General features: G+C 60.0%; 20 protein-coding genes and 1 pseudogene. 12 read left to right on the top strand and 9 right to left on the bottom strand.

Features of this window, described 5'->3' with window-relative positions:
• Positions 1 to 32: 32 nt before the first annotated feature.
• A pseudogene (ffh, locus tag ACOYXH_RS01755) lies at positions 33 to 1,410 on the bottom strand (signal recognition particle protein).
• Between the two features lie 210 nt (positions 1,411 to 1,620).
• Between ffh and ACOYXH_RS01750 the strand changes: the two are divergent.
• The 3 genes from ACOYXH_RS01750 to ACOYXH_RS01740 all read left to right on the top strand — a co-directional run bounded on the left by ACOYXH_RS01750 (position 1,621) and on the right by ACOYXH_RS01740 (position 5,314).
• A complete protein-coding gene (locus tag ACOYXH_RS01750; RefSeq protein ID WP_095050342.1) occupies positions 1,621 to 2,433 on the top strand; it encodes a cytochrome C assembly family protein in 813 nt (270 codons plus the stop codon).
• Positions 2,434 to 2,445: 12 nt separating this feature from the next.
• Positions 2,446 to 3,687: a transporter associated domain-containing protein gene (locus ACOYXH_RS01745; RefSeq protein WP_460410215.1), complete on the top strand. Its 1,242-nt coding sequence runs from the start codon at positions 2,446 to 2,448 to the stop codon at positions 3,685 to 3,687.
• 310 nt (positions 3,688 to 3,997) lie between these two features.
• Positions 3,998 to 5,314, top strand: a complete 1,317-nt coding sequence (locus ACOYXH_RS01740) for an MFS transporter (protein ID WP_095050339.1) — start codon at positions 3,998 to 4,000, stop codon at positions 5,312 to 5,314.
• A gap of 120 nt (positions 5,315 to 5,434) precedes the next feature.
• Here the strand turns inward: ACOYXH_RS01740 and purT are convergent, their stop codons facing one another.
• From purT to ACOYXH_RS01715, 5 genes are all read right to left on the bottom strand, one after another.
• On the bottom strand, positions 5,435 to 6,616 hold the full coding sequence (gene purT, locus ACOYXH_RS01735) for a formate-dependent phosphoribosylglycinamide formyltransferase (RefSeq protein ID WP_093436840.1): 1,182 nt from the start codon (positions 6,614 to 6,616) through the stop codon (positions 5,435 to 5,437).
• Positions 6,617 to 6,716: 100 nt separating this feature from the next.
• Positions 6,717 to 7,184 carry a preQ0 transporter gene (locus tag ACOYXH_RS01730; RefSeq protein WP_460410214.1) on the bottom strand — a complete coding sequence of 156 codons (468 nt, stop codon included), beginning with the start codon at positions 7,182 to 7,184 and terminating at the stop codon, positions 6,717 to 6,719.
• A gap of 321 nt (positions 7,185 to 7,505) precedes the next feature.
• Positions 7,506 to 7,715 (bottom strand): DUF1289 domain-containing protein, encoded by a 210-nt coding sequence (locus tag ACOYXH_RS01725; protein ID WP_093436849.1) that lies wholly within the window; start codon positions 7,713 to 7,715, stop codon positions 7,506 to 7,508.
• A complete protein-coding gene (locus ACOYXH_RS01720) occupies positions 7,712 to 8,236 on the bottom strand; it encodes a gamma carbonic anhydrase family protein (RefSeq protein ID WP_034154816.1) in 525 nt (174 codons plus the stop codon). The genes ACOYXH_RS01725 and ACOYXH_RS01720 overlap by 4 nt, the downstream gene beginning before the upstream one ends.
• Positions 8,237 to 8,298: 62 nt before the next feature.
• Positions 8,299 to 8,898: a CoA pyrophosphatase gene (locus ACOYXH_RS01715; RefSeq protein ID WP_093436852.1), complete on the bottom strand. Its 600-nt coding sequence runs from the start codon at positions 8,896 to 8,898 to the stop codon at positions 8,299 to 8,301.
• A gap of 147 nt (positions 8,899 to 9,045) precedes the next feature.
• On the opposite strand from ACOYXH_RS01715, the gene ACOYXH_RS01710 reads away from it, so the two are divergent.
• From ACOYXH_RS01710 to nagE, 7 genes are all read left to right on the top strand, one after another.
• The gene (locus ACOYXH_RS01710; RefSeq protein ID WP_007909002.1) at positions 9,046 to 9,597 is read left to right on the top strand and encodes an NUDIX hydrolase; all 552 of its coding nucleotides are present in this window, start codon (positions 9,046 to 9,048) and stop codon (positions 9,595 to 9,597) included.
• A 113-nt stretch (positions 9,598 to 9,710) separates the two neighbouring features.
• Positions 9,711 to 10,226 carry a L,D-transpeptidase family protein gene (locus tag ACOYXH_RS01705; RefSeq protein ID WP_095050942.1) on the top strand — a complete coding sequence of 172 codons (516 nt, stop codon included), beginning with the start codon at positions 9,711 to 9,713 and terminating at the stop codon, positions 10,224 to 10,226.
• Positions 10,227 to 10,509: 283 nt separating this feature from the next.
• Entirely contained in the window at positions 10,510 to 11,241 is a 732-nt protein-coding gene (locus ACOYXH_RS01700; protein WP_093436861.1) for a GntR family transcriptional regulator, read from the top strand.
• A 72-nt stretch (positions 11,242 to 11,313) separates the two neighbouring features.
• Positions 11,314 to 12,420 (top strand): N-acetylglucosamine-6-phosphate deacetylase, encoded by a 1,107-nt coding sequence (gene nagA, locus ACOYXH_RS01695; protein WP_095126660.1) that lies wholly within the window; start codon positions 11,314 to 11,316, stop codon positions 12,418 to 12,420.
• Positions 12,401 to 13,423, top strand: a complete 1,023-nt coding sequence (locus ACOYXH_RS01690) for an SIS domain-containing protein (protein ID WP_095050944.1) — start codon at positions 12,401 to 12,403, stop codon at positions 13,421 to 13,423. The genes nagA and ACOYXH_RS01690 overlap by 20 nt, the downstream gene beginning before the upstream one ends.
• 138 nt (positions 13,424 to 13,561) lie before the next feature.
• Positions 13,562 to 16,075 carry a phosphoenolpyruvate--protein phosphotransferase gene (gene ptsP, locus ACOYXH_RS01685; RefSeq protein ID WP_095126659.1) on the top strand — a complete coding sequence of 838 codons (2,514 nt, stop codon included), beginning with the start codon at positions 13,562 to 13,564 and terminating at the stop codon, positions 16,073 to 16,075.
• Positions 16,076 to 16,098: 23 nt separating this feature from the next.
• The gene (nagE, locus tag ACOYXH_RS01680) at positions 16,099 to 17,814 is read left to right on the top strand and encodes an N-acetylglucosamine-specific PTS transporter subunit IIBC (protein WP_258709296.1); all 1,716 of its coding nucleotides are present in this window, start codon (positions 16,099 to 16,101) and stop codon (positions 17,812 to 17,814) included.
• Positions 17,815 to 17,919: 105 nt separating this feature from the next.
• Here nagE and ACOYXH_RS01675 read toward each other — a convergent pair whose 3' ends face one another.
• Complete coding sequence (locus ACOYXH_RS01675; protein ID WP_258709295.1) at positions 17,920 to 18,279, bottom strand: DUF6124 family protein; 360 nt, start codon at positions 18,277 to 18,279, stop codon at positions 17,920 to 17,922.
• Positions 18,280 to 19,077: 798 nt separating this feature from the next.
• Here ACOYXH_RS01675 and ACOYXH_RS01670 point away from each other — a divergent pair.
• Positions 19,078 to 19,308, top strand: a complete 231-nt coding sequence (locus ACOYXH_RS01670) for an EF-hand domain-containing protein (RefSeq protein ID WP_258709294.1) — start codon at positions 19,078 to 19,080, stop codon at positions 19,306 to 19,308.
• A gap of 565 nt (positions 19,309 to 19,873) precedes the next feature.
• On the opposite strand, the gene ACOYXH_RS01665 is transcribed toward ACOYXH_RS01670, so the two are convergent.
• Both ACOYXH_RS01665 and purL read right to left on the bottom strand, forming a co-directional pair.
• Positions 19,874 to 20,185, bottom strand: a complete 312-nt coding sequence (locus tag ACOYXH_RS01665; RefSeq protein ID WP_460410213.1) for an NGG1p interacting factor NIF3 — start codon at positions 20,183 to 20,185, stop codon at positions 19,874 to 19,876.
• 5 nt (positions 20,186 to 20,190) lie between these two features.
• On the bottom strand, positions 20,191 to 24,087 hold the full coding sequence (gene purL / locus ACOYXH_RS01660; RefSeq protein ID WP_095050949.1) for a phosphoribosylformylglycinamidine synthase: 3,897 nt from the start codon (positions 24,085 to 24,087) through the stop codon (positions 20,191 to 20,193).
• 285 nt (positions 24,088 to 24,372) lie between these two features.
• Between purL and mltF the strand changes: the two genes are divergently transcribed.
• A complete protein-coding gene (gene mltF / locus ACOYXH_RS01655) occupies positions 24,373 to 25,833 on the top strand; it encodes a membrane-bound lytic murein transglycosylase MltF (protein WP_093436891.1) in 1,461 nt (486 codons plus the stop codon).
• Positions 25,834 to 25,918 lie beyond the last annotated feature (85 nt).

Here is a 25,918-nt window from a genome sequence, read left to right as displayed (position 1 = left end):
TTTGGCGAGTGAAATAGGTGAGACGGGACACCTTACATTTTTGGCATGCCGCCGCCGGGCAGCATTCCGCCCATGCCGCGCATCATTTTCGCCATACCGCCCTTGGCGGAGAATTTCTTCATCATCTTCTGCATCTGCTTGTGCTGCTTGATCAAGCGACCGATGTCCTGCACCTGGGTGCCGGAACCCATGGCGATCCGACGCTTGCGCGAACCGCTGATCAGCTCAGGGTCGCGGCGCTCGGCCGGGGTCATGGAGTTGATGATGGCTTCCATCTGCTTGAACTGCTTCTCTGCGGCGTTCTGGGCATTGCCCATTTGCGACAGGTTGACGCCGCCGATGCTCGGCAGTTTGTCCATGCAGCCCGCCGAGGCCGCCCATGTTCTTCATTTGTTGCAACTGATCGCGGAAGTCTTCGAGGTCGAAGCCCTTGCCCTTCTTCAGCTTCTTGGCCAGTTTGTCGGCCTTGTCCTTGTCGAGCGTCGCTTCAGCCTGTTCGATCAGGCTGAGCACGTCGCCCATGCCGAGGATCCGCGAGGCGATACGCTCAGGGTGGAACGGATCGAGCGCTTCGCTCTTCTCGCCCATACCGATGAACTTGATCGGCTTGCCGGTGATGGCGCGTACCGACAGGGCGGCACCGCCACGGGCGTCGCCGTCGACCTTGGTCAGGATCACACCGGTCAGCGGCAGTGCATCACCGAAGGCCTTGGCCGTGTTGGCCGCATCCTGACCGGTCATGGCGTCAACCACGAACAGGGTTTCGACCGGGTTGATCGCGGCGTGCAACGCCTTGATCTCGCCCATCATCTCTTCGTCGATATGCAGACGACCGGCGGTATCGACGATGACCACGTCGATGAATTTCAGTTTTGCTTCTTTAATAGCTGCGGTGGCGATGTCGACCGGTTTCTGGCTCAGGTCGGACGGGAAGAACGTCACGCCGATGTCGTTGGCCAGGGTTTCCAGCTGCTTGATCGCCGCAGGACGGTAGACGTCCGCCGACACGACCATGACCGACTTCTTCTTGCGCTCTTTAAGGAAGCGCGCCAGTTTGCCAGCGGTGGTGGTTTTACCCGCACCTTGCAAACCGGCCATCAGAATCACGGCGGGCGGCACAGCGCTCAGGTTCAGATCTTCGTTGGCCGCGCCCATCAGGCTTTCGAGTTCAGCCTGGACGATCTTCACGAACGCCTGGCCCGGCGTCAGGCTGCGCGACACCTCGGTGCCGACAGCGCGCTCCTTGACCGAATTGACGAAGTCCTTGACCACCGGCAGAGCGACGTCGGCTTCGAGCAACGCCATGCGCACTTCACGCAGGGTGTCTTTGATGTTGTCCTCGGTCAGCTTCGCCTTGCCGGTGACATGGCGCAGCGTCTGCGAGAGACGGTCGGTTAAGTTTTCAAACATTGCGCGATCCTTTCAGGCCCTGTGTAGACCGGGATAATGGCGGCCCAGACCGGAATCAACATGTGCTCGGCGAGCCTGCGGCGTGGGCAGGTCGCGGATTATAGCGAAGACTGCGGCTGGCGGACACCTCGCTGTCAGCTTCCTGAGTCTTTCGTGCCATGGCGGTTCTATGCCAAACTCAGCCCCTTTCGGGCTTGCCTAACAGGATTTATGCTCCCCTTGTCACCCAGTTTATTGACCACTCTCGCCGCCGCCCTTCTATATGCCGCTGCGACCCTTTATCAGAGCACTCGTCTGGCCACCGGCGCCAAGGCGAACAAGCGCCTGCTGGTTACCCTCGGCGTCTTCGCCGTGTTGGCCCACGGCGCCAGCCTGCTCACTCACTTGCTGACCCCGATCGGTCTAGGCCTGGACTTCTTCAGCGCCTCGAGCCTGATTGCCGCGGCAGTGATCGCGCTGACACTGATTGCCTGCTCGCGAATCCCGGTGGAAAACCTGCTGGTGCTGCTATTTCCGCTGGGCGCGATCACCGTGCTGCTGGCGCAATTCGCGCCGACCGGCACCGTGCAGATCATCGACGAAGAGCCGGGCATCCTCGCGCACATTCTGTTGTCGATCCTCGCCTACGGCATGTTCACCATCGCGGTGTTCCAGGCCTTGTTGCTGCTGGTGCAAGACCACCAACTCAAACACAAGCACCCGTCCGGGCTGATCAAGAATTTCCCGCCGCTGCAAACCATGGAAAGCCTGCTGTTCGGTTTCCTCTGGGCCGGCTGGACACTGCTGTCGCTGTCGCTGATTTCCGGCTGGCTGTTCGTCGAGAACCTGTTCGCCCAGCATCTGGTGCACAAGACCCTGCTGGCGTGCCTGGCCTGGATCGTCTTCAGCGTGTTGTTGTGGGGCCGCAATCGCCTCGGCTGGCGCGGTCACAAGGCGATTCGCTGGACCCTCGCCGGTTTCTGCCTGCTGATGTTGGCGTACTTCGGCAGCAAACTGGTTCGTGAATACATCCTGCACATCTGACGGGCGGCATAAATGGACGGTTTGCCCCTTGGGCCGATGCTCGCGGTATTTGTCCTGCTGATTTTATGGTCAGGGTTGTTTACCGCCGTCGAAATCGCGCAGCAACACCTGCTCGCGCAACGCACCGCCTCGCGCGCCAGCGATAAGCCGCTGGCGAAGCTGAGCTTCCCGCTCGACAGCCTCATTCTCTGCAATACCCTGTGCCGCGCTCTCGCGGTCGTCATCGCGACACTGCTGGCGATTTTCCTCTGCGAAGAAAACGGCCCTTGGGCTGCGTGCCTCGGTGCCGGCGCAATTCTGCTGGTGTTTGCCGATTACTTCCCGCGCACCGTCGCCCAGCGTTATCCCGATGCGGTGCTGGCGTTTGGCAATACCTTGCTGACCGTGCCACTGAAGATTGTCTATCCGTTTGCCTGGTTGTTCAGCCGTATCAGCGGTTTGCTGATGACTCCATTTGCACGCAAGGTTCAGGTCGTGCAGCAAAGCGAAGATGACTCGCCTGCCGATCGGTACGACGATCCAGAACACCCGGTCCGGGCGCACCCGGTCTCAGGCATTCATGCGCTGGACAATATTACGGTCAACGACATTCTGGTGCCGCGCAGTGACGTCGACGGCATCAACCTCGATGACTCGATCGAAGAAATCATCGAACAACTGCGGCATAACAAGTGCACACGCCTGCCGGTGTTCCATAGCGACATCAATCAGGTTGAAGCGGTGCTCAACACCCGGCAGATCCGGCACCTGCTGAACAACGGTGATCTGACGCGCGAAGCGCTGCTGGCCGCTAGTTACGAACCGTACTTCGTGCCGGAAAGCACGCCGCTGCAACTGCAACTGCTGAACTTCCACAAGCAGCAGCGGCGCCTGGGCATGGTCGTGGATGAGTACGGCGAAGTGCTCGGCATCGTCACGCTGGAAGACATTCTCGAAGAAATCGTCGGCGAGTTTGAAAGCGAGCACAGTCTGGATAATCCGCATATTCATCCACAGGGCGATGGCCGCATGGTCATTGACGGTGCCGCGTCGATCCGCGAGCTGAACAAGTGCCTGGGTTGGCATTTGCCGAGCGATGGGCCGAAAACGCTGAATGGGCTGGTGACTGAAGCGTTGGAGACGATTCCTGAGAGCGCGGTGTGCTTGAAGATCGGGCGCTATCGGCTGGAGATTCTCGAGACCGAGGAGAACCGGGTGAGCAAGGTGCTGATTTGGCATACCTCGTCTGTGCCTGCTTTGCTGCCTGCCCGATAAAAGATCAAAGATCAAAAGATCGCAGCCTTCGGCAGCTCCTACATTTGAAATGCGTTCCCATGTAGGAGCTGCCGCAGGCTGCGATCTTTTTGCTCTTGTTCAATCGTTAGCCCCCTTCCTATAATCGAGGCGCTTACCCAAGCCCCGCCGAACCTCGTGCTTACCCCGCACCTGACAGGTTTCGGCCATTTCTGCATTACACCGGCGACTGTTCCTACCTGAAACAGCGACCGCGCCTCATCCCACATCCCTGGGTGTTCGACCATAATAATTCGCTCCAACGGAGCTCATGACTGTCAGGGATCACCGCATGACGACCAGTACCGCTTACAGTGCCACCGCGCCTGCCCAACCGACGAATTCCGCCACCCGCGTGGCGACGGCGAGTTTTATCGGCACCGCGATCGAGTTCTACGACTTCTATGTTTACGCCACCGCCGCCGCTTTGGTGATCGGGCCGGTGTTCTTTCCTCAGACCTCTGGCACCGCGCAGATGCTGTCGGCGTTCCTGACCTTCGGCATCGCCTTCCTCGCCAGACCGCTGGGTTCGGCGCTGTTCGGCCACTTCGGTGACCGTATCGGGCGCAAGTCGACGCTGGTGGCCTCGCTGCTGTTGATGGGCGTGTGTACGACGCTGATCGGCGTGCTGCCAGGTTACGCCACGATTGGCGCCTGGGCGCCGATTCTGCTGTGCGTGCTGCGCTTCGGACAGGGCCTGGGATTGGGCGGTGAATGGGGTGGCGCTGCATTGCTGGCCACGGAAAACGCGCCGAAAGGCAAGCGTGCGTGGTTCGGCATGTTTCCGCAGCTCGGACCTTCGATCGGCTTTCTCGCCGCGAACGGCTTGTTTCTGACCTTGGCCATGACCCTCGATGACGAGCAGTTCCGCAGCTGGGGCTGGCGGATTCCGTTCCTGCTCAGCGCAGCGCTGGTGATGGTCGGTCTGTATGTGCGATTGAAACTGCATGAAACACCGGTGTTTGCCAACGCCATCGCCCGTCAGGAGCGGGTGAAGATACCGCTGGTCGAGCTGTTCAGTCAGTACTGGGCGCCGACATTGCTGGGCGCGGCGGCGATGGTGGTCTGTTATGCGCTGTTCTATATCTCGACGGTGTTCTCACTGAGTTACGGGGTTTCCACACTTGGCTATAGCCGCGAAACCTTCCTCGGGCTGCTGTGTTTTGCCGTGCTGTTCATGGCCGCCGCCACGCCGCTGTCGGCTTGGGCCAGCGACCGTTACGGGCGCAAACCGGTGCTGATCATCGGTGGCGTGCTGGCGATTCTTTCCGGGTTCCTGATGGAGCCGTTGCTGACTCAGGGTTCGACCTGGGGCGTGGCGCTGTTTCTGTGCATCGAGCTGTTCTTGATGGGCGTGACGTTTGCACCGATGGGCGCGCTGTTGCCGGAGCTGTTTCCGACTCACGTGCGTTATACCGGTGCTTCGGCGGCGTATAATCTGGGCGGCATAGTCGGGGCCTCGGCGGCGCCGTTCTTTGCGCAGAAACTAGTGGCGATGGGCGGTTTGAGTTATGTCGGTGGGTATGTGTCGGGGGCGGCGGTGCTGAGTTTGATTGCGGTGCTGTGCCTGAAGGAAACGCGTGGCAACGATCTGAATCAGGTTGCCTGACAGAAGATCAAAAGCTTCGCGAGCAGGCTCGCTCCCACAGGTTTTTGGGGTTGGTCACAGATTCTGTGTTCACCCAATCCCATGTGGGAGCGAGCTTGCTCGCGAATGTCGCGACTCGGTTTAGAGCTCGACCACAACAGCCTGAGCAGCGCGGGTCGCCTTGGCACGAGCGGCTTCGATCGACTCATCTCGCGCCAGCGCCACGCCCATGCGGCGCTGGCCATTCACTTCCGGCTTGCCGAACAGTCGCAGCGCCGTGTCCGGCTCACTCAACGCCGCGCCGAGGTTGGCGAAAGCGGTCTGAGTCGACTGCCCTTCCACCAGAATCACCGCCGAAGCCGATGGCCCGAACTGACGGATCAGCGGTACCGGCAGGCCCAGAATTGCGCGAGCGTGCAGGGCGAACTGCGACAGATCCTGCGAAATCAGCGTTACCAGACCGGTGTCATGCGGGCGCGGCGAAACTTCGCTGAACCACACCTGATCACCCTTGATGAACAGCTCAACGCCGAACAGACCGCGACCACCCAGCGCTTCAGTTACCGCTTTGGCAACGCGCTCGGATTCAGCCAGGGCAACCGGGCTCATGGCTTGCGGCTGCCAGGATTCCTGATAGTCACCCTTCTCCTGACGGTGACCGACCGGCGCGCAGAACGTAGTGCCGCCGATGTGGCGCACGGTCAGCAGGGTGATCTCGTAATCGAAATCGATGAAACCTTCGATGATCACCCGGCCTTTGCCGGCGCGACCGCCCTCTTGCGCATAATCCCATGCCTTCTGCACGTCATCAGCGCTACGCAGCAGGCTCTGGCCTTTGCCCGACGAGCTCATGACTGGTTTGACGACGCATGGGAAGCCTAGGTCCTGAACGGCTTTGCTGTAGTCCTCGAAGGTGTCGGCAAAGTGGTACGGCGAGGTCGGCAGGTCCAGCTCTTCGGCGGCCAGACGACGGATGCCTTCGCGGTTCATGGTCAGTTGCGCAGCGCGCGCGGTCGGGATCACGGTGAAGCCTTCGGCTTCCAGTTCGACCAGCGTGGCGGTGGCGATCGCTTCGATTTCCGGCACGATGAAGTGCGGTTTCTCGGCTTCGATCACGGCACGCAGGGCAGCGCCGTCGAGCATATTGATCACGTGACTGCGATGGGCAACCTGCATGGCTGGCGCATTGGCGTAGCGATCGACGGCAATCACTTCAACGCCCAGGCGTTGCAGCTCGATCACCACTTCCTTGCCCAACTCACCACAGCCACACAGCAATACGCGGGTCGCGGTTGGCGACAATGGAGTTCCGATACGGGTCATCTCAGGTCCTCAAAGAAGCGGATCATCGAGGAAAGCAACGCTAGACGCGCTTTCCATGGGGAGAAAGCGCGGCATTTTACATGAACCTGAGGCTTTGGCTTCAGCCAGCGACGGCCTGCTTACGCTCGCGCCAGGCCATGATCAGCCAAACGGCAGTGACGCCGGCGAATTTCGAAGCCAGAGCGGTGATGATCACCGGCGGCGTCAACAGGTCGATCATGCCGAAGAAGATGAAGGTATCGAGCGGAATACTCAGCGCCGAACTGATCCACAAGCGATCACGCAAGGGCCGTTTGGTGATGCTGAATACTAGCCAGTCGATGATCTCGGACACCGCAAACGCCGTGGCACTGGCCACTGCGATCGACGGATCGGAGGTGACATAAGACAGCACCAGCGCCGCCAGCATCGCCACCAACGCACCGTGGCCGAAACGGGTTTGCACCATGTCGCGCAACACGAACACCAAGCCGCCCCAGGCCGACCAGATGATGTCCAGGTGTGGCGCGGTGGAGAAGGCGAAGTTGATCAGCACAACGCTGCTGATGTAGGCGATGAGGAAAATCATGGAGGTGACCTGTCAGATTGGCGCACAGATTACTGGACCCGCAGATCAAGAGCCACCCCCTCACCCCAGCCCTCTCCCCCAGGGGGCGAGGGGGAAAGGGAGCCCATCTTCCCTGGATTCCAATTCGAGCTCGACTCGATAACGCAGATAGGTGCAGCTTGAACAATCCCTTTCCTTCAGGCGAGAGGGAAAGGGAGCCGATCGGGGGCTTTTCAAACCTGAGTTCGACTCAATAGCTCAGGTCGGCGTATAGCGAAAGGCACCTCGGTCAGTCCCCTCTCCCCCTGGGAGAGGGTTAGGGTGAGGGCACCCTCAAGCCGATCACGATTTCGAAGGGATCATCCACACCAACCCACTCGCCTTCGCCCGCTCATGACACAACCCCAGCACCACGCGGCGCTCGTCGTTGGTCATACGGCCCCAGCGGGTGATCTCCGCGACCGTACGCTGGCAGCCAGTACAAATGTCATCCTCATCCAGCGCACAAATATTCACGCACGGCGAGGCAACGGGTCTCTCGGCTGTGTTCATTCTTCTTGCTCAACCAGATCACGGGCGTAGCGCTGCGAGTTATGCACATAGTGGGCGGCGCTGGCTTCGAGCATCTTCTTCTGCGGCTCGGTCAGTTCGCGCACGACTTTGCCCGGTGAGCCCATCACCAGCGAACCGTCGGGAATCTCTTTGCCTTCGCCAATCAGCGAGTTGGCGCCAATGATGCAGTTTTTGCCGATCTTCGCGCCGTTGAGAATCACCGCGTTGATGCCGATCAGGCTGTAATCGCCAACGGTGCAGCCGTGGAGCATCGCGTTGTGGCCGATGGTCACGCCGGTACCGATGGTCAGCGGAAAACCCATGTCGGTGTGCATCACCGTGCCGTCCTGCACATTGCTGTTCTTGCCGATCAGGATCAGTTCGTTGTCGCCGCGCAGCACGGCGTTGAACCAGACGTTGGCGCCCTCTTCGAGTTTGACCTTGCCCACCAGTACGGCATTGGGGGCGACCCAGCTCTGTGGGTGGGTCTCGACACGGGCGTCGCCCAAGCGGTATTTCATCTTGTTTTCCTCAGGGCTCACGGTGAATGGCCATTCTGCCGATGGCTCAGGTATTGATGCGTTCAAGTATCAAGAAAGCTTTTTGGCGGTTGGTGCAGGCTGATCTTGGCGTCATAGAGCAGATTGATCAACTCGACGATCATGATCGCCGTCAGCCCCCAGATCTTGTACTCGCCAAAGCGGTAGCTCGGCACGTACCAGCTGCGACCCTGATAGTCGATGCGGTGCGTGTGTTCACGGGGGTCTTTGCGGAAGAATTCCAGCGGCACAGTGAACACTGCGGCAATCTCGGCATCGTTGGCCAGATACTCGACAAAATCGGGGATGACGCCGACATACGGCGTGACCTTGATACCGTGCAGGGAGATCAGCGGACTCAGCGGGCCGATGATTTCAACCAGGCCGGGTGGCAGGCCGATCTCTTCTTCGGCTTCGCGTAGCGCGGTGAAGATCAGGTCGGGGTCTTCCGGGTCGCGACGGCCACCGGGGAACGCGACTTCGCCGCCGTGGGTCGAGAGCCCGCTGGCGCGCAGGGTCAGTACCAGTTCCGGCTCGTCACTGCGGGTGATCGGCACCAGAACGGCGGCCTCGGGGAAACGGGTGTCGGTCTCCAGCGTGCGCGGTGTGTGGTTGCTAACCCTATGCAGTAGCTCGTCCAGCATGAGTGTTCTCGATCTGTGCCTTACTCTGCATCATGCACCAATCGTTGCAAGCGCCCAAGCCCCCGAAACCCGCCGTGTCGCGAAACGACAACTTGCCGACCGGCACCGCTGCACGCCAAGATAGGCGCAGCATTCAGGAAGCCCAGCATGAAATTTTGCAGCCACTGCGGTAACCCGGTCACCCAGCGCATTCCCGAAGGCGATTCGCGGCTGCGATTTGTCTGTGACAGCTGTCAGACCATTCACTATCAAAACCCCAATATCGTCGCCGGTTGCGTGCCGACCTGGGGCACGAAAGTGTTGCTCTGCCGCCGCGCCATCGAGCCGCGTCTCGGCTACTGGACCTTGCCCGCCGGCTTCATGGAGAACGGCGAGACCATCGAGCAGGCCGCCGTACGCGAAACCGCCGAAGAAGCCTGCGCCCGGGTGCGCAACCTGAGTATCTACACGCTGATCGACGTACCGCACATCAGTCAGGTGCATGTGTTCTTCCGCGCCGAACTGGTCGACCTGGACTTTGCCGCCGGCCCCGAGAGCCTCGAAGTACAACTATTCGACGAAGCAGACATTCCTTGGGACGAGCTGGCTTTCCGCACGGTGGGGCGTACCTTAGAATGCTTCTTCGCTGATCGGCGTATCGAGGCGTATCCGGTTCGGTCTGAATCGATTCCTCCGTTGGCGCAGCCGGTCATTATTTAATCAAGACATTGGCATGATGGCCGACAAAAAGATCGCAGTCTTCGGCAGCTCCTACATGTACACATACATATAAAATGTTGGTTATCTGCGTCACTCCTTGGGGAATCGTTTCAATGCGCTGGTTGCTTGCCCTGTTTTGCCTGTCGTTCGTTACCGTCTCCCAAGCGTCATTCGTGACCACCGTGACGCCGTCGAATACACCTCTTATCGAAAAAGTTCTGGTGCTTAAATCCGCGCATCAACTGCAACTGATCGCCGACGGCAAGCCGCTGAAGACCTATCGCATTTCCCTGGGCAAAGGCGCGAAGAAAGGTCCGAAACTGATAGAAGGCGACAAGCGCACGCCAGAAGGTTTCTATTGGATCGACTGGCGCAAGACCAGCGACAAATTCAATCTGTCGATGCACATTTCCTACCCGAACATCAGCGATTCGGCCCGCGCCCGGCGTGAGGGCGTCGAGCCCGGCGGGATGATCATGATCCACGGCACGCCGGATTCGGAAGAGACCCCGGAAGACCTGTTCCACACCCTGGACTGGACTGACGGCTGCGTCGCCATGCGCAACGTTGATATGCGCGAAGTATGGAACCTGGTGCCGGACGGCACGATGGTCGAAATTCGCCCTTAAACCCTGACCACTGGTCACCTGCAAAAAAATAAATCAAAAGATCGCAGCCTGCGGCAGCGCCTACAGAGGTGATACCACTCTCAACTGTAGGCGCTGCCGCAGGCTGCGATCTTTTGCTTTTTATAGGCCAACACTAATACCACTTGAAACCACACCCCCTAAAACCCTCCATTCCATTGGGCCAAAGGCCATTTCCGTGCGTTGACATGGTATTCAAGTGGTATTAATTTCCGCCCCACAAGCGAGCCACAACAATCCTATACTCGCGACGGAAATGCCCTACATGAACGACCTCCATACCCTACGCCCGGACGACTCCCAGCCGACGCCGCTGTACCTGCAGCTAGCGCGCAATCTGGAAGCAGCGATTCATGCCGGGCAGTGGAAGTCCGAGCAGGCAATGCCCTCGGAACGCAATCTCAGCGAGCAACTGGGCATTTCCCGAGTGACTGCGCGCAAGGCGCTGGAAGTTCTGCTTGATCAAGGCCTGATTCGTCGCCTGCAAGGTTCCGGCACTTTCATCACCCCTCGCCTCGAACAACCGCTGTCGCGCCTTTCGGGTTTCAGCGAGATGCTGCGCCTCAAGGGTTTCGTACCCAGCTCGCAATGGCTGGAACGCGAAATCACCCTGCCGACCCACGAAGAACTGATCCGCCTCAGCCTGTCGCCGAACGACAAGGTCGCGCGCATGAAGCGTCTGCGCAAAGCCGATGACACAGTCATGGCCATCGAAATGAGCACCCTACCCGCCTCGATCATGCCCAAGCCGCAATTGGTTGGCGATTCGCTCTACGAATACCTCGACGGCATCGGCAAGCCGATCGTCCGCGCCCTGCAGCACATCCAGGCGATCAACGCCTCTGACGAGTTCGCCGCACTGGTCGGCATCGCACCCGGCACCGCGATGCTGCTGATGACCCGGGTCGGCTACCTCGAAGACAACACACCGATTGAAGTCACCGACACCTATTGCCGCAACGACTACTACGACTTTGTTGCAGAGCTTCGTAGATAAAGAGCTTCGTAGATAAAGAGCTTCGTCGATAAAGAGCTGCGTCGTTAAGCGCGGCCAAAAGCGAGAACCAAAATGTCCGAAGACAACATCCTTACCGCCAGCGGCTGGGTTCGCGGCCGGCTGGTCCACGAACACGGCAAAGTCGTGTCGATCGAAGGCGTGCCCTGCGATCCGACCGACAATGACCTGCCGTATCTGCTGCCGGGTTTCATCGATCTGCACGTCCACGGCGGCGGTGGCAAAGACATCATGGAAGGCGCCAGCGCCTTCGAGACCATCACCAGAACCCACGTGCGTTTCGGCACCACCTCGCTGCTGGCCACCACCATGACCGCGCCGAGCGCCGAGATCTCCAGCGTCTTGAAAGAAGTCGGAGAGTTCTGCGAACAGCGTCCGAAAGGTGCCGCGCGAGTCCTCGGCGTACACCTCGAAGGCCCGTACATCAACCCCGGCAAACTCGGCGCGCAACCGAACTTCGCCCACACCGCATTGATGGCCGAAGTCGAAGAATACCTGGCACTGGCGCCGATCCGCGTGATCACCATCGCCCCGGAAATCGCCGGCCATGACGGTTTGATCCGTGAGCTGAGCAGCCGTGGCGTGCGCATGCAGATCGGCCACACCCTCGGCAGTTACGAGGAAGGCGTCGCTGCGCTTGATGCCGGTGCGACCAGTTTCACCCATCTCTATAACGCCATGAGCCCGCTGCATCACCGCGAGCCAGGCATCGTCGGCGCCGCGCTGGCCCACGCCAAATTCGCCGAGCTGATTCCGGATTTGCTGCATGTGCATCCCGGCGCCATTCGGGTGGCCCTGCGCTCAATCCCGTGCCTGTATTGCGTCACCGATTCGACTGCCGCCGCCGGCATGCCCGACGGTGAATACAAGCTCGGCAGCCACACCGTGACCAAATGCCTGGGCGGCGTACGCCTGCCCGACGGCACGTTGGCCGGCAGCACGCTGACCATGGATCAGGCCCTGCGTAACTTGGTGAAGATCGGTTTGCCGATCGCCGAGGCCTCGCAACGCCTGTCGCAATTTCCCGCCGACTATCTCGGCATTACTGAACGCGGGCGCCTTGCACCTGGCGCCTGGGCCGACTGCGTGCGGCTGGACCGCTCACTCACACTGACCGCCGTCATGGTCGAAGGAGAAGACATTGACTTCAAAAATGCTTGAAGAGGCGCTGTCCTCGTTCGAGGCCGTGCAAGCCCAACTGCAACAGCTCGACCCGCAAATGATCGAAATTGCCGGGCGCCTGCGCCGTCAGCCGCCGCAAGTGGCAATGACTGTGGCTCGCGGCAGCTCCGACCACGCGGCGAGCTACTTCGCCTACCTGACCATGCAGCAACTTGGCGTCCCGGTGGCGTCGTTGCCGATGTCGGTGGTGACCATGCAGCAGGCGCCGTTGAAGGTCAGCGGTCAGGTCGCGTTCGCCTTTTCCCAGTCGGGGCAGAGCCCGGATCTGGTCAACAGCTTGCGTCTGTTGCGCAAGCGTGGCGCGTTAAGCGTGTCGATGGTCAACGCCGCCGATTCGCCACTGGAAGCCGCGTGTGAATTCAGCGTGCCACTGCTCGCCGGGACTGAAAGCAGCGTCGCCGCGACCAAAAGTTTTATCGCCACCCTCAGCGCCAGCGCTCGTTTGATCGCGCACTGGAAAGAGGACAACGAATTGCTCGAGGCCGGCAACGCCCTGCCTGAAGGCCTGCGCGAAGCGGCGAAACAGGACTGGAGCATGGCCATCGAAGCGCTGCGCGATTGCGAGCGTTTGATGGTCATCGGCCGGGGAGCCGGGTTTGCCATCGCCCAAGAGGCAGCGCTGAAATTCAAGGAAACCTCGGCGATTCAAGCTGAAGCGTTCAGCAGCGCCGAAGTCCGTCACGGCCCGATGGCGCTGATCGACGAACACTACCCGTTGCTGGTTTTCGCCCCACGCGGCGCTGAACAGGCTGGCCTGCTGAGTCTTGCGGCGGAAATGCGTCAACGCGGCGCCCGCGTGTTGCTGGCAGCGCCGGACGATGTGAACGAACGCGATCTGACCCTGACCCGCGCCGAGCACCCGGCCCTTGATCCGATTCTGGCGATCCAGAGCTTTTACGTGATGGCCGCCGGTCTGGCCGTGGCCCGTGGCATGGACCCGGATCAGCCGCGCCACCTGAGCAAAGTGACCCGCACGCATTAATTGAAGCAAACCTGTAGGAGCTGCCGAAGGCTGCGATCTTTTGATTTTGATTCACAGAAAGACAAGATCAAAAGATCGCAGCCTTCGGCAGCTCCTACAGGGGACATCGAACCGAGATATAACCGATGAGACCGAGCCATGCACAACAACAATAAAGAGCTGACCCTTAGCGCCCCGCTCAGCGGCCCGGTGCTCACGCTCGCCAAAGTCCCGGACGCGGTGTTCGCCAGCGGCGCCATGGGCGACGGCATTGCTATCGACCCGATCAACGACACGCTGTATTCGCCGTGCGCCGGAATGATCATTCACGTCGCCCGCACCGGCCACGCGCTCACCGTGCGTGCCGACAACGGCGCGGAGATCCTTCTGCATCTGGGCCTCGATACCGTTGAGTTGAACGGCGAAGGCTTCTCGATGCTGGTCAAGGATGGCACCCGCGTCAGCAAGGGCCAGCCGTTGTTGCGCTATGACCTGGACAAGGTCGGCCAGCAATGCAAAAGCCTGGTGAGCCTGTTGATCCTGACCAACAGCCAGGATTTTCAGGTGCGGCCGATTACGCTCAAAGCAGTGAAAGTCGGCGAGCCGTTGCTGCACATTATTGCGCGCAACGGTCTGGCGGCGAGCGCAGCAGTCATCGGCGGGCCTGAGGTTCATGGCCATGTTCTGGTGGCCCATCGCGGTGGTTTGCATGCCCGCCCGGCTGCGCTGATTCGGCAGACTGCGCAAGGGTTCAAGAGCCAGTCGCAACTGCACTTCGCCGGCAAATCGGCGCCGTGCAACAGCCTGATCGGTTTGATGGGCCTGGCCGTTGGCGAGCAGGATGAGGTGCAGGTCAGTTGTCAGGGGCCGGACGCTGAAGCCGCGCTGCAAGCGTTGCTCAGCGCGTTGGCCACGGCGCTGCCGGACGATCATCACGCGGTGGCGCCGGTCAATGTTGCCGCTCTTAAGCGCCCGGCCGAGGCTGGCGTGTTGCACGGTGTATGTGCTGCGCCGGGACTGGTTGGCGGGCCGCTGTTTCGTTTGAACGCGATCAGTTTGCCAGCGGATGCGGGCAATCATGATCCGCTGCAGCAACAGCAGGTGCTCGACACAGCGCTGACTCAGGTCCGCAACGAAATCGACGCCACCCTCATGCAAGCGAAAAAACACAGGAATGCCGACGAAGAAGCGATCTTCGCCGCGCATCTGGCACTGCTCGAAGACCCGGCGCTGCTCGACGCTGCACAGCGATCCATCGAACAAGGTTGTGCGGCAACTCACGCCTGGAGCCAGTCGATCGACGTGCAGTGCGAAATGCTGCAGCAAACCGGCAGCGCGCTGCTGGCCGAACGCGCCAACGATCTGCGTGACCTCAAGCAACGGGTGTTGCGGGCATTGCTCGGCGAAGCCTGGCATTACGATGTGCCGGCCGGCGCCATTGTTGCCGCTCATGAACTGACGCCTTCGGATCTGCTGCAACTCAGCGCGCATGGCGTTGCCGGGTTATGCATGGCCGAGGGTGGCGCGACGTCGCATGTGGCAATTCTCGCTCGCGGCAAAGGTCTGCCGTGCATGGTGGCGTTGGGTTCTGCCTTGCTTGATCAGCGACAAGGCCAAGCGGTGGTGCTCGATGCCGACAGTGGACGCCTCGAACTGACGCCAGATGCCGAACGCCTGGCTGAAGTTCAGCAGGCGCAACTCGACCGTCAGCAGCGCCGCGACGCACAGCAAGCCAAGGCTCACCTGCCTGCAGAAACCCGCAACGGCGTGACCATCGAAGTCGTCGCCAACGTTGCCTCCAGCGGTGAAGCGGCAGATGCCTTCGCCAACGGCGCTGATGGCGTTGGTCTGTTGCGCACTGAGTTTTTGTTCGTCGATCGTCAGACCGCGCCGGATGTCGAAGAACAGCGTGCGGCCTATCAAGGCGTACTGGATGCGATGGGCGATCACTCAGTGATCATCCGCACCATCGACGTTGGCGGCGACAAGCAACTCGATTACCTGCCGCTGCCCGTCGAGGCCAACCCGGTGCTCGGCCTGCGCGGCATTCGTCTGGCTCAGGCGCGCCCGGAAATCCTCGACCAGCAACTGCGCGCGCTGCTGCAAGTCAGCCCGCTGCGCCGCTGCCGGATCCTATTGCCGATGGTCACCGAAGTGGATGAGTTGCTGCACATCCGCCAACGCGTCGATGCGCTGTGCCTGGAGATGGGCATCACGCAACGCCCGGAAATCGGCGTGATGATCGAAGTCCCAGCCGCCGCGCTGCAAGCCGAACAACTCGCCGAACACGCCGACTTCCTTTCGATCGGTACCAACGACTTGTCGCAATACACCTTAGCCATGGATCGCGATCACGCAGGCCTGGCCGCCCGCGTCGACGCCCTGCACCCGGCGCTGCTGCGCCTGATCGCCATGACCTGCGAAGGCGCGGCGGTGCACAAGCGTTGGGTCGGCGTCTGCGGCGCCCTCGCCTCCGACCCGCTGGCCACACCCGTTTTGATCGGCCTCGGCGTGAGCGAACTGTCGGTCAGCCCGGTGCAGATCGGTGAAATCAAGGACCGCGTGCGTCAACTGCACGAAGCCGAATGCCAGCGCCTCAGTCGTGACCTGCTCAAGCTGAGCAGCGCCACCGCCGTGCGTCACGCCTGTCATCAACATTGGCCTCTGCGCTAACAAAAACAAAAAGGACAAACGCCATGTACCAACTCTTCATCGAAGGCCTGCAACGCCTCGGCCGCGCGCTGATGCTGCCGATCGCGATCCTGCCGATTGCCGGCCTGCTGCTGCGCCTGGGTGACACCGACCTGCTGAACATCGCGATCATTCACGATGCCGGCCAAGTGATCTTCGCCAACCTGGCGATGATCTTCGCCATCGGCATCGCCGTCGGTTTCGCCAAGGACAACAACGGCACCGCCGGCCTGGCCGGGGTGATCGGTTATCTGGTGATGATCTCCACGCTCAAGGTGCTCGACGCGAGCATCAACATGGGCATGCTCGCCGGTATCGTCAGCGGCCTGATGGCCGGCGCGCTGTACAACCGCTTCAAGGACATCAAGCTGCCGGAGTATCTGGCTTTCTTCGGTGGTCGACGGTTTGTGCCGATTGTCACAGGGTTCGCGGCGGTCGGTTTGGGTGTGGTGTTCGGCTATATCTGGCCGCCGATCCAGCACGGCATCAACGCGTTTGGTGCGCTGATGATGGAAAGCGGCAGTATCGGCGCGTTCGTGTTTGGCGTGTTCAACCGCCTGCTGATCGTCACCGGCCTGCACCATATCCTCAACAACATGGCGTGGTTCGTGTTCGGCAACTTCACCGATCCAACTACCGGGGCTCTGGTGACGGGTGACCTGTCGCGCTACTTCGCCGGTGATCCGAAGGGCGGCCAGTTCATGACCGGCATGTTCCCGATGATGATCTTCGGCCTGCCCGCCGCGTGCCTGGCGATGTATCGCAACGCCCTGCCGGAACGGCGCAAGGTGATGGGCGGGATTTTTCTGTCGATGGCTTTGACGTCGTTTTTGACTGGGGTGACCGAGCCGATTGAATTCGCCTTCATGTTTCTGGCGCCGTTGTTGTATCTGCTGCATGCGCTGCTGACCGGGTTGTCGATGGCGATCACCAATGCGTTGAACATTCACCTCGGCTTCACCTTCTCCGGCGGTTTTATCGACATGGTGCTGGGCTGGGGCCGCTCGACCAATGGCTGGTTGGTGATTCCGGTCGGGCTGGCGTATGCCGTGGTGTATTACGCGGTGTTTGATTTCTGCATTCGTCGCTTCAATCTGAAGACGCCGGGGCGTGAGGATGTCGCTGTCAGTGAAAAAGCCGTACTGACTGAGAACGAGCGCGCCAGTGCCTACATCAAGGCGTTGGGCGGCGCTGAAAATCTGCTGACGGTTGGCGCGTGCACCACGCGGTTGCGCCTGGAGATGGTCGATCGCAACAAGGCGTCGGATGCGGATCTGAAAGCGCTGGGGGCGATGGCGGTTGTGCGTCCGGGCAAGGGTGGAAGTTTGCAGGTGGTTGTCGGGCCGATGGCGGACAGTATTGCCGATGAGATTCGTCTGGCGATGCCTTCTCTGGGACGTGCCGTTCTGGTTGAGACATCTGTTGTTGCTGATGAGTCGAAAGCCGCTGTGATTGCCGGCTCCGAAGCGCAGCAATGGCTGACCGCACTGGGCGGTGGCGACAACGTGCTGCAACTGGATTGCATTGCCATGAGCCGGATTCGCTTGCTGTTGGCGGATGGCAAGGCACTGTCCGAGGCGCAGTTGAAGGAGCTGGGTTGTCAGGGTGTCAGCCAGTTGGAGGGTGGGGTCTGGCACTTGTTGGTGGGTGACAAAGCTGCGAGTTTGAGTGGAGCACTTGAAGCGCTGGTCAATCGCAGCGAGGTCAGTGCCAAGGTTTAGAGGTCTGGTGTCTGGATCGGCCTCATCGCTAGCAGGCTAGCTCCCACAAGAGAATACATTTCACTGTGGGAGCCAGCCTGCTGGCGATGAACGATGACGCGGACGTCAGGTTTGTGGGTCGACTCGATCCAGCGCTCGGTTTACCGCCAGTTCGGCAAGCATGACGATTTGCTGGATGCCTAATACGGTGCTGCGCTGAGAACCGTTTAGCTCATTGGCGAAGTTGCTGGCGGCGGTGCTTGCCGAGGCTAACGATTCGCAGGCGTGGGCGAGCAGGCTTTCGGTGTCGACCTCTGGGCGGACCATGAACATGGTGCTCGGTCGGCAGGGCTTTGCGGGGTCGGGGCACAGATAGAAGTCGAGGGCGCGTTTGATGGCTTCGCGGTTTCGGGCCTGGTCTTCGGCGCGGAGGGCTTCTTCGAGTGGGGTTTTGGTTTCGGGTGGATCGGGTACGGGCTTAGTCATTGCAATGATCTCTAATCAATGATTGAGCCATCACTGGTCGTTTCTCACGCGACGAAGAGGTGGCAGCTATGTGCGGAGTGAGAAACCGGTAAGAGATCAACCCGGCCGAACCGAAGTCCGCCCGCACACAGCCGCCATAGAACATCACCAGCAGCAAATGAGCTGGCGGCGATTATGGTGCTACTGACGTTTGATTAAAACCTCTTACCGGGTTCTCACGCCCGATCACCGATTTGCGGTGACAGCCAAAGACTAGAGACCCGACGTCCGACGGACAACCTGAAAACCTTGTGGGAAGGTTCTGGCTATTCGACACATCATTAAACAGCCAAAAGCAAACCCTCACCCTAGCCCTCTCCCAGAGGGAGAGGGGATTGACCGAGGTGTTTGGTGGATGTACGCCGACGTGAAATACCGAGTCGAATTCATATCCTGAAAAGCCCATAAATCCCTCACTCTCCCCTAGTCGAACTCAGTTTCGCCCCCCACAAATCGGCCCCCTCTCTCCGAACCAAACTCAGGCTTGAATAGCACACAAATCGACTCCCTCTCCCTCGGGAGAGGGCTGGGCGGGCGGCGTTCCGATGAGGAGCGAATCCAGCACAAAACCCAAGTCGATCACACACCGCTCAAACAGGATGAGCGCCAGCTCGGCTGCCCCCCACATTGCTGGCACTGTCAACTGTCAGGTCTGACAGTTGACCGCCTCGATCGACCTTATTACGTTGACTGAATCAGGCAGTTTTCATGTCGTAGCCTCGATAACCCGAAGCTCAACTAAAAAAGGATGGCTGCGACATGGCAAAGAAAATGACGGACGCAGAACAACTGGAGCATCTGAAAAAAACCTTCAGAGATCTTGATGAAAATACAGACGGAATTCTGACTTTCGAAGAGTTCGCCAACGGTGCCAAAGGCTTTGAAAAAACCATGAGAACTTGGGTATGGGATGAATACAACAAAGACCGGAACAGCGAACTAACCCTGGAAGAGTACCTGGCCAGCCAAAAAAAGAAGCCCGCCGAATAGTTTCGTCACCTCCAGGCCGCCATCGCTGGCAAGCCAGCTCCCACATGGATTGAGTTCACCGTTAGATATTCGTATCGCTTCGGCTCTTCACCACTCAACAGGATGAGCGTTAGCTCGGCTGCTGCTCTTGATCTTGATCCACAGGCCCCGTCGGCAGGCTGAGTGGAGGGATTTATCCGGGGGTGGGAGCGCAGCGACCGTTTGGCGCAGCCAAATGCATCGAGAGGAGGTGCAGCGAAGCAAACCGTAGGCGATGCGCCCGGATGGATCCCGGAGCGAAGGAACCCCGAGCTTTAGCGAGTGGGCCGAACGTTGGGGCAAGCGTTTTTGGTTACTTTTTAGGCGTTTGTAAAAAGTGACCCGCCGTAAGGGCGGAACCCTAAGAAGCCGTTACCGCAGCAACGGATATGTACCCGGTCAGCCAGAACATCATTACCTGATCCGACGCCTTCGCGAGCAAGCTCGCTCCCACATTGGATTCCCATTGCCTGGAAAATCGGGGGGCAACAAAAAACCCGCAGACAATCACTCATCTGCGGGTTTCCCGTTTCAGCAGCAAGAAAAGTCAGAAATCTTCCAGCCGCCACACCTCATACGCCGGTGTCTCGTAGGGATGGCTCAACTTGAGAGCCGCCACCACAGCAACGATCAACTCATCCGCCACCACAAGCTCAACCTTCCACTCCTCAACCCGCTCAACCTGCCCCGCCTCACCAATGAACGGCTGACTGCCGTCCAACGGTCGAAACTGGCCCAGACCGAGCACCTGCCAAGCACAGTGGTCATAGTCACCGATCCGCCCACCAACGGCAGCGAACACAGCCCCTTTGACCACCTCGACATGACTGTCAGGAACAAAAAAGGCGAGCTTGTACACAGGCCTTAGTTAACCCAGACGCGCGCGTTACGGAACATACGCATCCAAGGTGCATCCTCGTTCCAGTCTTCCGAACGCCACGAGTTCTGCACCGCGCGGAACACACGCTCCGGGTGCGGCATCATGATCGTCACACGGCCATCACGGCTGGTGAGACCGGTAATCCCGCGCGGCGAACCGTTCGGGTTGGCCGGATAACGCTCAGTGACCTTGCCATGGTTGTCGACGAAACGCATCGCCACGCAACCGGACAGATCGGCTTCCAGCAGGGCTTCTTCGCTGGAGAACTCGGCGTGACCTTCACCGTGAGCAATGGCGATCGGCATACGCGAACCGGCCATGCCTTGCAGGAAGATCGAGTTCGACTCCTGAACCTGAACCATCGCGACACGCGCTTCGAACTGCTCGGAGCGGTTGCGCACGAAGTGCGGCCAGAATTCGCTGCCCGGAATCAGCTCGTGCAGGTTGGACATCATCTGGCAACCGTTGCACACGCCGAGGGTGAAGCTGTCGTTACGCTCGAAGAAGCCCTGGAACGCATCGCGGGCGCGGCTGTTGAACAGTGCCGACTTGGCCCAGCCTTCACCGGCGCCGAGAACGTCGCCGTAGGAGAAACCACCGCAGGCCACCAGACCTTTGAACTCGTTCAGGTCGACACGGCCGGCCAGAATATCGCTCATGTGCACGTCGATCGCGTTGAAACCGGCGCGGTCGAACGCGGCGGCCATTTCCACCTGACCGTTGACGCCCTGCTCACGCAGCACGGCAACCTGAGGGCGGATGCCTTTCTTGATGTAAGGCGCGGCGATGTCCTGGTTGACGTCGTAGCTGAGCTTGACGCTCAGGCCCGGGTTGTCTTCTTCCAGCAGCACGTCGAACTCTTGCTCAGCGCAGTCGGCGTTATCACGCAGACGCTGGATCTGGTAGCTGGTCTCGGCCCACTGACGTTGCAGCAGACGACGCTGACCTTCGAACACGGTGTCACCGTTGAAGGTGATGTTGATCTGGCCATTGTTGATCGGTTGACCGATCACCGACACGCAGTCGCCCAGACCGGCCGCGCTGAATTGCGCGAGGATATCTGGCGTGGCGTCCTGACGAACCTGGATCACGGCACCCAGCTCTTCGTTGAACAGGATCGCAGCGATTTCCGCCGAAGACTCGGCAACGCTGTCCAGGTTCAGGCTCAGACCGCAGTGGCCGGCGAAGGCCATTTCCACCACGGAGGTCAGCAGACCACCGTCGGAACGGTCGTGGTAAGCCAGCAGGTGACCGTCGGCGTTGAGGCCCTGGATCACTGCGAAGAAGGCTTTCAGGTCTTCGGCGTCATCGACATCCGGCGCATGTTTGCCGAGCTTGCCGTGAACCTGAGCAAGGATCGAAGCACCCATACGGTTCTGACCGCGACCGAGGTCGATCAGGATCAGGTCGGTGGTGCCCTTGTCCATGCGCAGTTCCGGAGTCAGGGTCTGACGGATGTCAGCCACTGGCGCGAAACCGGTCACGATCAGCGACATCGGCGAGGTCACGGTTTTTTCTTCGCCGTTATCGTTCCAGCGGGTGGCCATGGACATCGAGTCCTTGCCCACCGGAATGGTGATGCCCAGCTCAGGGCACAGTTCCATACCGACCGCTTTCACTGTGTCGTACAGACGCGCGTCTTCGCCCGGGTGGCCGGCAGCCGACATCCAGTTCGCCGACAGTTTGATGTCGGAGAGCTTGTTGATGCGCGAAGCAGCGATGTTGGTCAGGGTTTCGCCAATGGCCATGCGGCCCGACGCCGGAGCGTCCAGCAGTGCCAGCGGAGTCCGCTCGCCCATTGCCATCGCTTCACCGGTGTAGACGTCAAAACTGGTGGCGGTGACAGCAACGTCGGCCACCGGAACCTGCCATGGACCAACCATTTGGTCACGGGCCACGAGGCCGGTGATGGTGCGGTCGCCGATGGTGATCAGGAAGCTTTTGCTCGCCACGGCCGGGTGATGCAGAACGCGCTCGATGGACTCGGTGATGTCGAGGTTCGACGGATCGAAGTCATCGCCCAATTCGGCTTCACGAACTACCGAACGGTGCATGCGCGGGGCTTTGCCCAGCAACACTTCCAGTGGCATGTCCACCGGGTTGTTACCGAAGTGGCTGTCGGTCACGGTCAGTTGCGGCTCGGCAGTGGCTTCGCCGACTACAGCAAACGGGCAACGCTCACGTTCACAGATCGCCTGGAAGCGCTCGAAGTCCTCAGGGCCTACCGCCAGAACGTAACGTTCCTGGGATTCGTTGGACCAGATTTCGTGCGGGGCCATGCCCGGCTCGTCGTTGGGAATGTTGCGCAGTTCGAAACGGCCACCGCGGTCGCCGTCGTTGACCAGTTCCGGGAAGGCGTTGGACAGACCGCCCGCGCCGACGTCGTGGATGAAGCTGATCGGGTTTTTGTCGCCCAGTTGCCAGCAACGGTCGATGACTTCCTGGCAGCGACGCTCCATTTCAGGGTTTTCACGCTGCACGGAAGCGAAGTCGAGATCCGCCGAGCTGGTGCCGGTGGCCATCGAGGAAGCAGCGCCGCCGCCCAGACCGATCAACATCGCCGGGCCGCCGAGGACGATGAGCTTGGAGCCAACGACGATCTCGCCTTTCTTGACGTGTTCTTCACGGATGTTGCCCATGCCGCCGGCCAACATGATCGGCTTGTGGTAACCGCGAACTTCGTCACCGTGCGGGGTGGTGATCGATTGTTCGAAGGTACGGAAGTAGCCGGTCAGGGCCGGACGACCGAATTCGTTGTTGAACGCAGCGCCGCCGAGCGGGCCTTCGATCATGATGTCCAGCGCGGTAACAATGCGCTCAGGCTTGCCGTACGGCACTTCCCACGGCTGTTCGAAGCCCGGAATCTGCAGGTTCGACACGGTGAAACCGGTCAGGCCAGCCTTTGGCTTGGCGCCACGGCCGGTTGCACCTTCGTCGCGGATCTCGCCACCGGAACCGGTCGATGCACCCGGGAACGGGGCAATTGCGGTCGGGTGGTTGTGGGTTTCAACCTTCATCAGGATGTGCACCGGCTCCTGCACCGCGCCGTACTGGCGGGTTTCAGGATTCGGGAAGAAACGGCCGGCAACGTTGCCGACGATCACCGAGGCGTTGTCCTTATAAGCCGACAGAACGCCTTCGCTGTGCATCACGTAGGTGTTCTTGATCATGCCGAACAGGCTTTTTTCCTGGTTCTCACCATCAATATCCCAACTGGCGTTGAAGATTTTGTGGCGGCAGTGCTCGGAGTTGGCCTGGGCGAACATCATCAGTTCGATGTCGTGCGGGTTGCGCTTGAGACCGTTGAAGGCATTGACCAGGTAATCGATCTCGTCTTCAGCCAGAGCCAGGCCCAGCTCGGTGTTGGCTTTTTCCAGCGCAGCGCGACCACCACCGAGGATGTCGATTGCAGTCAGCGGCTTCGGCTCGGCGTGGCTGAACAGACCGGCGGCCTGCTCGAGGTTGGCCAGCACGATCTGGGTCATGCGGTCATGCAGCACGTCGGCAATCTGCTGCGCTTCGGCTTCGCTGAACTGACCGGCAACGTAGAAGGCGATACCGCGTTCCAGACGCTGGATCTTGCTCAGGCCGCAGTTGCGGGCGATATCGCTGGCCTTGCTCGACCATGGCGAGATGGTGCCGAAACGCGGCAACACCAGAAACAGACGGCCGGTCGGCTCTTGTACCGGAACGCTTGGACCGTACTTCAGAAGGCGCGCAAGCACCTGCTGTTCGTCGCCGGTCAGGACGCCGGTGACTTCGGCGAAGTGAGCGAATTCAGCATACAAGCCACTGACAGCCGGAACCTTCTGGCTCAGTTGCTCAAGGAGTTTGCTGTGGCGAAAGGCAGAAAGGGCAGGAGCGCCGCGCAGGATCAACATCTTCGGGACAGCCTCGGGAAGGGGTGTGCTTTGAGGCCGTGCATTCTAGCCTAAACCGCCCTCAACATCACCCGAAACGCTACGCACGGTTGCACTCGGGTATCAATCTGTGTTTCCGACTTCAGAGTCAGGTAAATCAGCTATTCAGATGCCGCTTATTTTTACTGTAACAAAATGCCGTCAAGCCCCGTTCCTGCGGGGTTTCGTGCAGTTTTGTGATTGCTAGCAGACTCGCCCTGCACTGTCGAGATATGGCGCCCGCAGCCGTTTGCGTATACTGCGCAGATGTTTTTCCCAACGGCTTTGCGTCCGCGGTACGCCAAATGGCTGATCGCAACCGGACTCTTCCTGATGCTCGGTGGCTGTGTTGATAAACCCAACACACTCGAGCGCGTAAAGGAGGATGGTGTGCTGCGGGTGATTACCCGTAACAGCCCCGCCACCTACTTTCAGGATCGCAGCGGTGAAACCGGCTTCGAATACGAGCTGGTGAAGCGCTTCGCCGACGATTTGGGCGTAGAGCTGAAGATCGAGACCGCCGACAACCTCGATGACTTGTTCGATCAGATCGGCAAGCCGAACGGCCCGGTGCTGGCCGCCGCCGGTCTGGTCAGCAGCGAACAGCGCAAGCAGCAGGTGCGGTTCTCGCACTCCTACCTTGAAGTCACCCCGCAGATCATCTATCGCAACGGCCAGTCACGGCCGACCGATCCTGGCGATCTGGTCGGCAAGAAGATCATGGTGCTCAAGGGCAGCACCCACGCCGAGCAACTGGCGGAGCTGAAAAAGAAATTCCCCGGCATCGAATACGAAGAGTCCGACGCGGTTGAAGTGGTCGACCTGCTGCGCATGGTCGATGAAGGCCAGATCGACCTGACCCTGGTCGATTCCAACGAAGTGGCGATGAATCAGGTGTATTTCACCAATATTCGCGTGGCCTTCGACCTCGGCGATGCACGCAGCCAGAGCTGGGCCGTGGGCCCGGGCGAAGACAACAGCCTGCTCAACGAAATCAACGCGTATCTGGACAAAGTGCAGAAGAACGGCACCCTGCAACGCTTGAAGGATCGCTATTACGGCCACGTCGATGTTCTCGGCTATATGGGTGCCACGACTTTCGCCCAGCACTTGCAGCAGCGCCTGCCGAAATACGAACAGCACTTCAAGAACTACGCGAAGAAAGAGAAAGTCGACTGGCGTCTGCTGGCGGCCATTGGTTATCAGGAATCGCTGTGGCAGCCGACGGTTACCTCGAAGACCGGCGTGCGCGGGCTGATGATGCTGACCCAGAACACGGCACAGGCAATGGGCGTGTCCAACCGCCTCGATCCGAAGCAGAGCATCATGGGCGGCGCCAAGTACCTGGCTTATATGAAGGACCAACTCGACGATTCGATCAAGGAGCCGGACCGCACGTGGTTCGCCCTCGCGGCCTACAACGTCGGCAGTGGCCACCTGGATGACGCGCGTAAGCTAACGGCCAAGGAAGGGCTGAACCCGGACAAATGGCTGGACGTGAAGAAAATCCTGCCGCGCCTGTCGCAGAAGCAGTGGTACAGCAAGACGCGCTATGGCTACGCCCGAGGCGGCGAGCCGGTGCATTTTGTGGCGAACATTCGTCGCTACTACGACATTTTGACCTGGGTGACCCAACCGCAACTTGAAGGCGATCAAGTGGCCGAGGGTAATCTGCATGTGCCGGGCATCGATAAGTCAAAACCCGCACAAGAACCTGCCCCCCTCTAATCAACACCCCAAATCAATTGTAGGAGTGAGCCTGCTCGCGAAGGCGTCGTGTCAGTCGACATCATGCTTGACTGATACACCGCTT

This window comes from Pseudomonas sp. Mb7 (assembly GCF_054790525.1).
The sequence above is the reverse complement of the archived record's forward strand: the minus strand, read 5'-3'. Positions and strand labels throughout refer to the sequence as shown.

Bases quoted from the DNA above. Each gene is read 5' to 3' on its own strand.
- ACOYXH_RS01750 (WP_095050342.1), top strand. From the start codon at position 1,621: ATGCTCCCCTTGTCACCCAGTTTATTGACCACTCTCGCCGCCGCCCTT.
- ACOYXH_RS01745 (WP_460410215.1), top strand. From the start codon at position 2,446: ATGGACGGTTTGCCCCTTGGGCCGATGCTCGCGGTATTTGTCCTGCTG.
- ACOYXH_RS01740 (WP_095050339.1), top strand. From the start codon at position 3,998: ATGACGACCAGTACCGCTTACAGTGCCACCGCGCCTGCCCAACCGACG.
- purT (WP_093436840.1), bottom strand. From the start codon at position 6,616: ATGACCCGTATCGGAACTCCATTGTCGCCAACCGCGACCCGCGTATTG.
- ACOYXH_RS01730 (WP_460410214.1), bottom strand. From the start codon at position 7,184: ATGATTTTCCTCATCGCCTACATCAGCAGCGTTGTGCTGATCAACTTC.
- ACOYXH_RS01725 (WP_093436849.1), bottom strand. From the start codon at position 7,715: ATGAACACAGCCGAGAGACCCGTTGCCTCGCCGTGCGTGAATATTTGT.
- ACOYXH_RS01720 (WP_034154816.1), bottom strand. From the start codon at position 8,236: ATGAAATACCGCTTGGGCGACGCCCGTGTCGAGACCCACCCACAGAGC.
- ACOYXH_RS01715 (WP_093436852.1), bottom strand. From the start codon at position 8,898: ATGCTGGACGAGCTACTGCATAGGGTTAGCAACCACACACCGCGCACG.
- ACOYXH_RS01710 (WP_007909002.1), top strand. From the start codon at position 9,046: ATGAAATTTTGCAGCCACTGCGGTAACCCGGTCACCCAGCGCATTCCC.
- ACOYXH_RS01705 (WP_095050942.1), top strand. From the start codon at position 9,711: ATGCGCTGGTTGCTTGCCCTGTTTTGCCTGTCGTTCGTTACCGTCTCC.
- ACOYXH_RS01700 (WP_093436861.1), top strand. From the start codon at position 10,510: ATGAACGACCTCCATACCCTACGCCCGGACGACTCCCAGCCGACGCCG.
- nagA (WP_095126660.1), top strand. From the start codon at position 11,314: ATGTCCGAAGACAACATCCTTACCGCCAGCGGCTGGGTTCGCGGCCGG.
- ptsP (WP_095126659.1), top strand. From the start codon at position 13,562: ATGCACAACAACAATAAAGAGCTGACCCTTAGCGCCCCGCTCAGCGGC.
- nagE (WP_258709296.1), top strand. From the start codon at position 16,099: ATGTACCAACTCTTCATCGAAGGCCTGCAACGCCTCGGCCGCGCGCTG.
- ACOYXH_RS01675 (WP_258709295.1), bottom strand. From the start codon at position 18,279: ATGACTAAGCCCGTACCCGATCCACCCGAAACCAAAACCCCACTCGAA.
- ACOYXH_RS01670 (WP_258709294.1), top strand. From the start codon at position 19,078: ATGGCAAAGAAAATGACGGACGCAGAACAACTGGAGCATCTGAAAAAA.
- purL (WP_095050949.1), bottom strand. From the start codon at position 24,087: ATGTTGATCCTGCGCGGCGCTCCTGCCCTTTCTGCCTTTCGCCACAGC.
- mltF (WP_093436891.1), top strand. From the start codon at position 24,373: ATGTTTTTCCCAACGGCTTTGCGTCCGCGGTACGCCAAATGGCTGATC.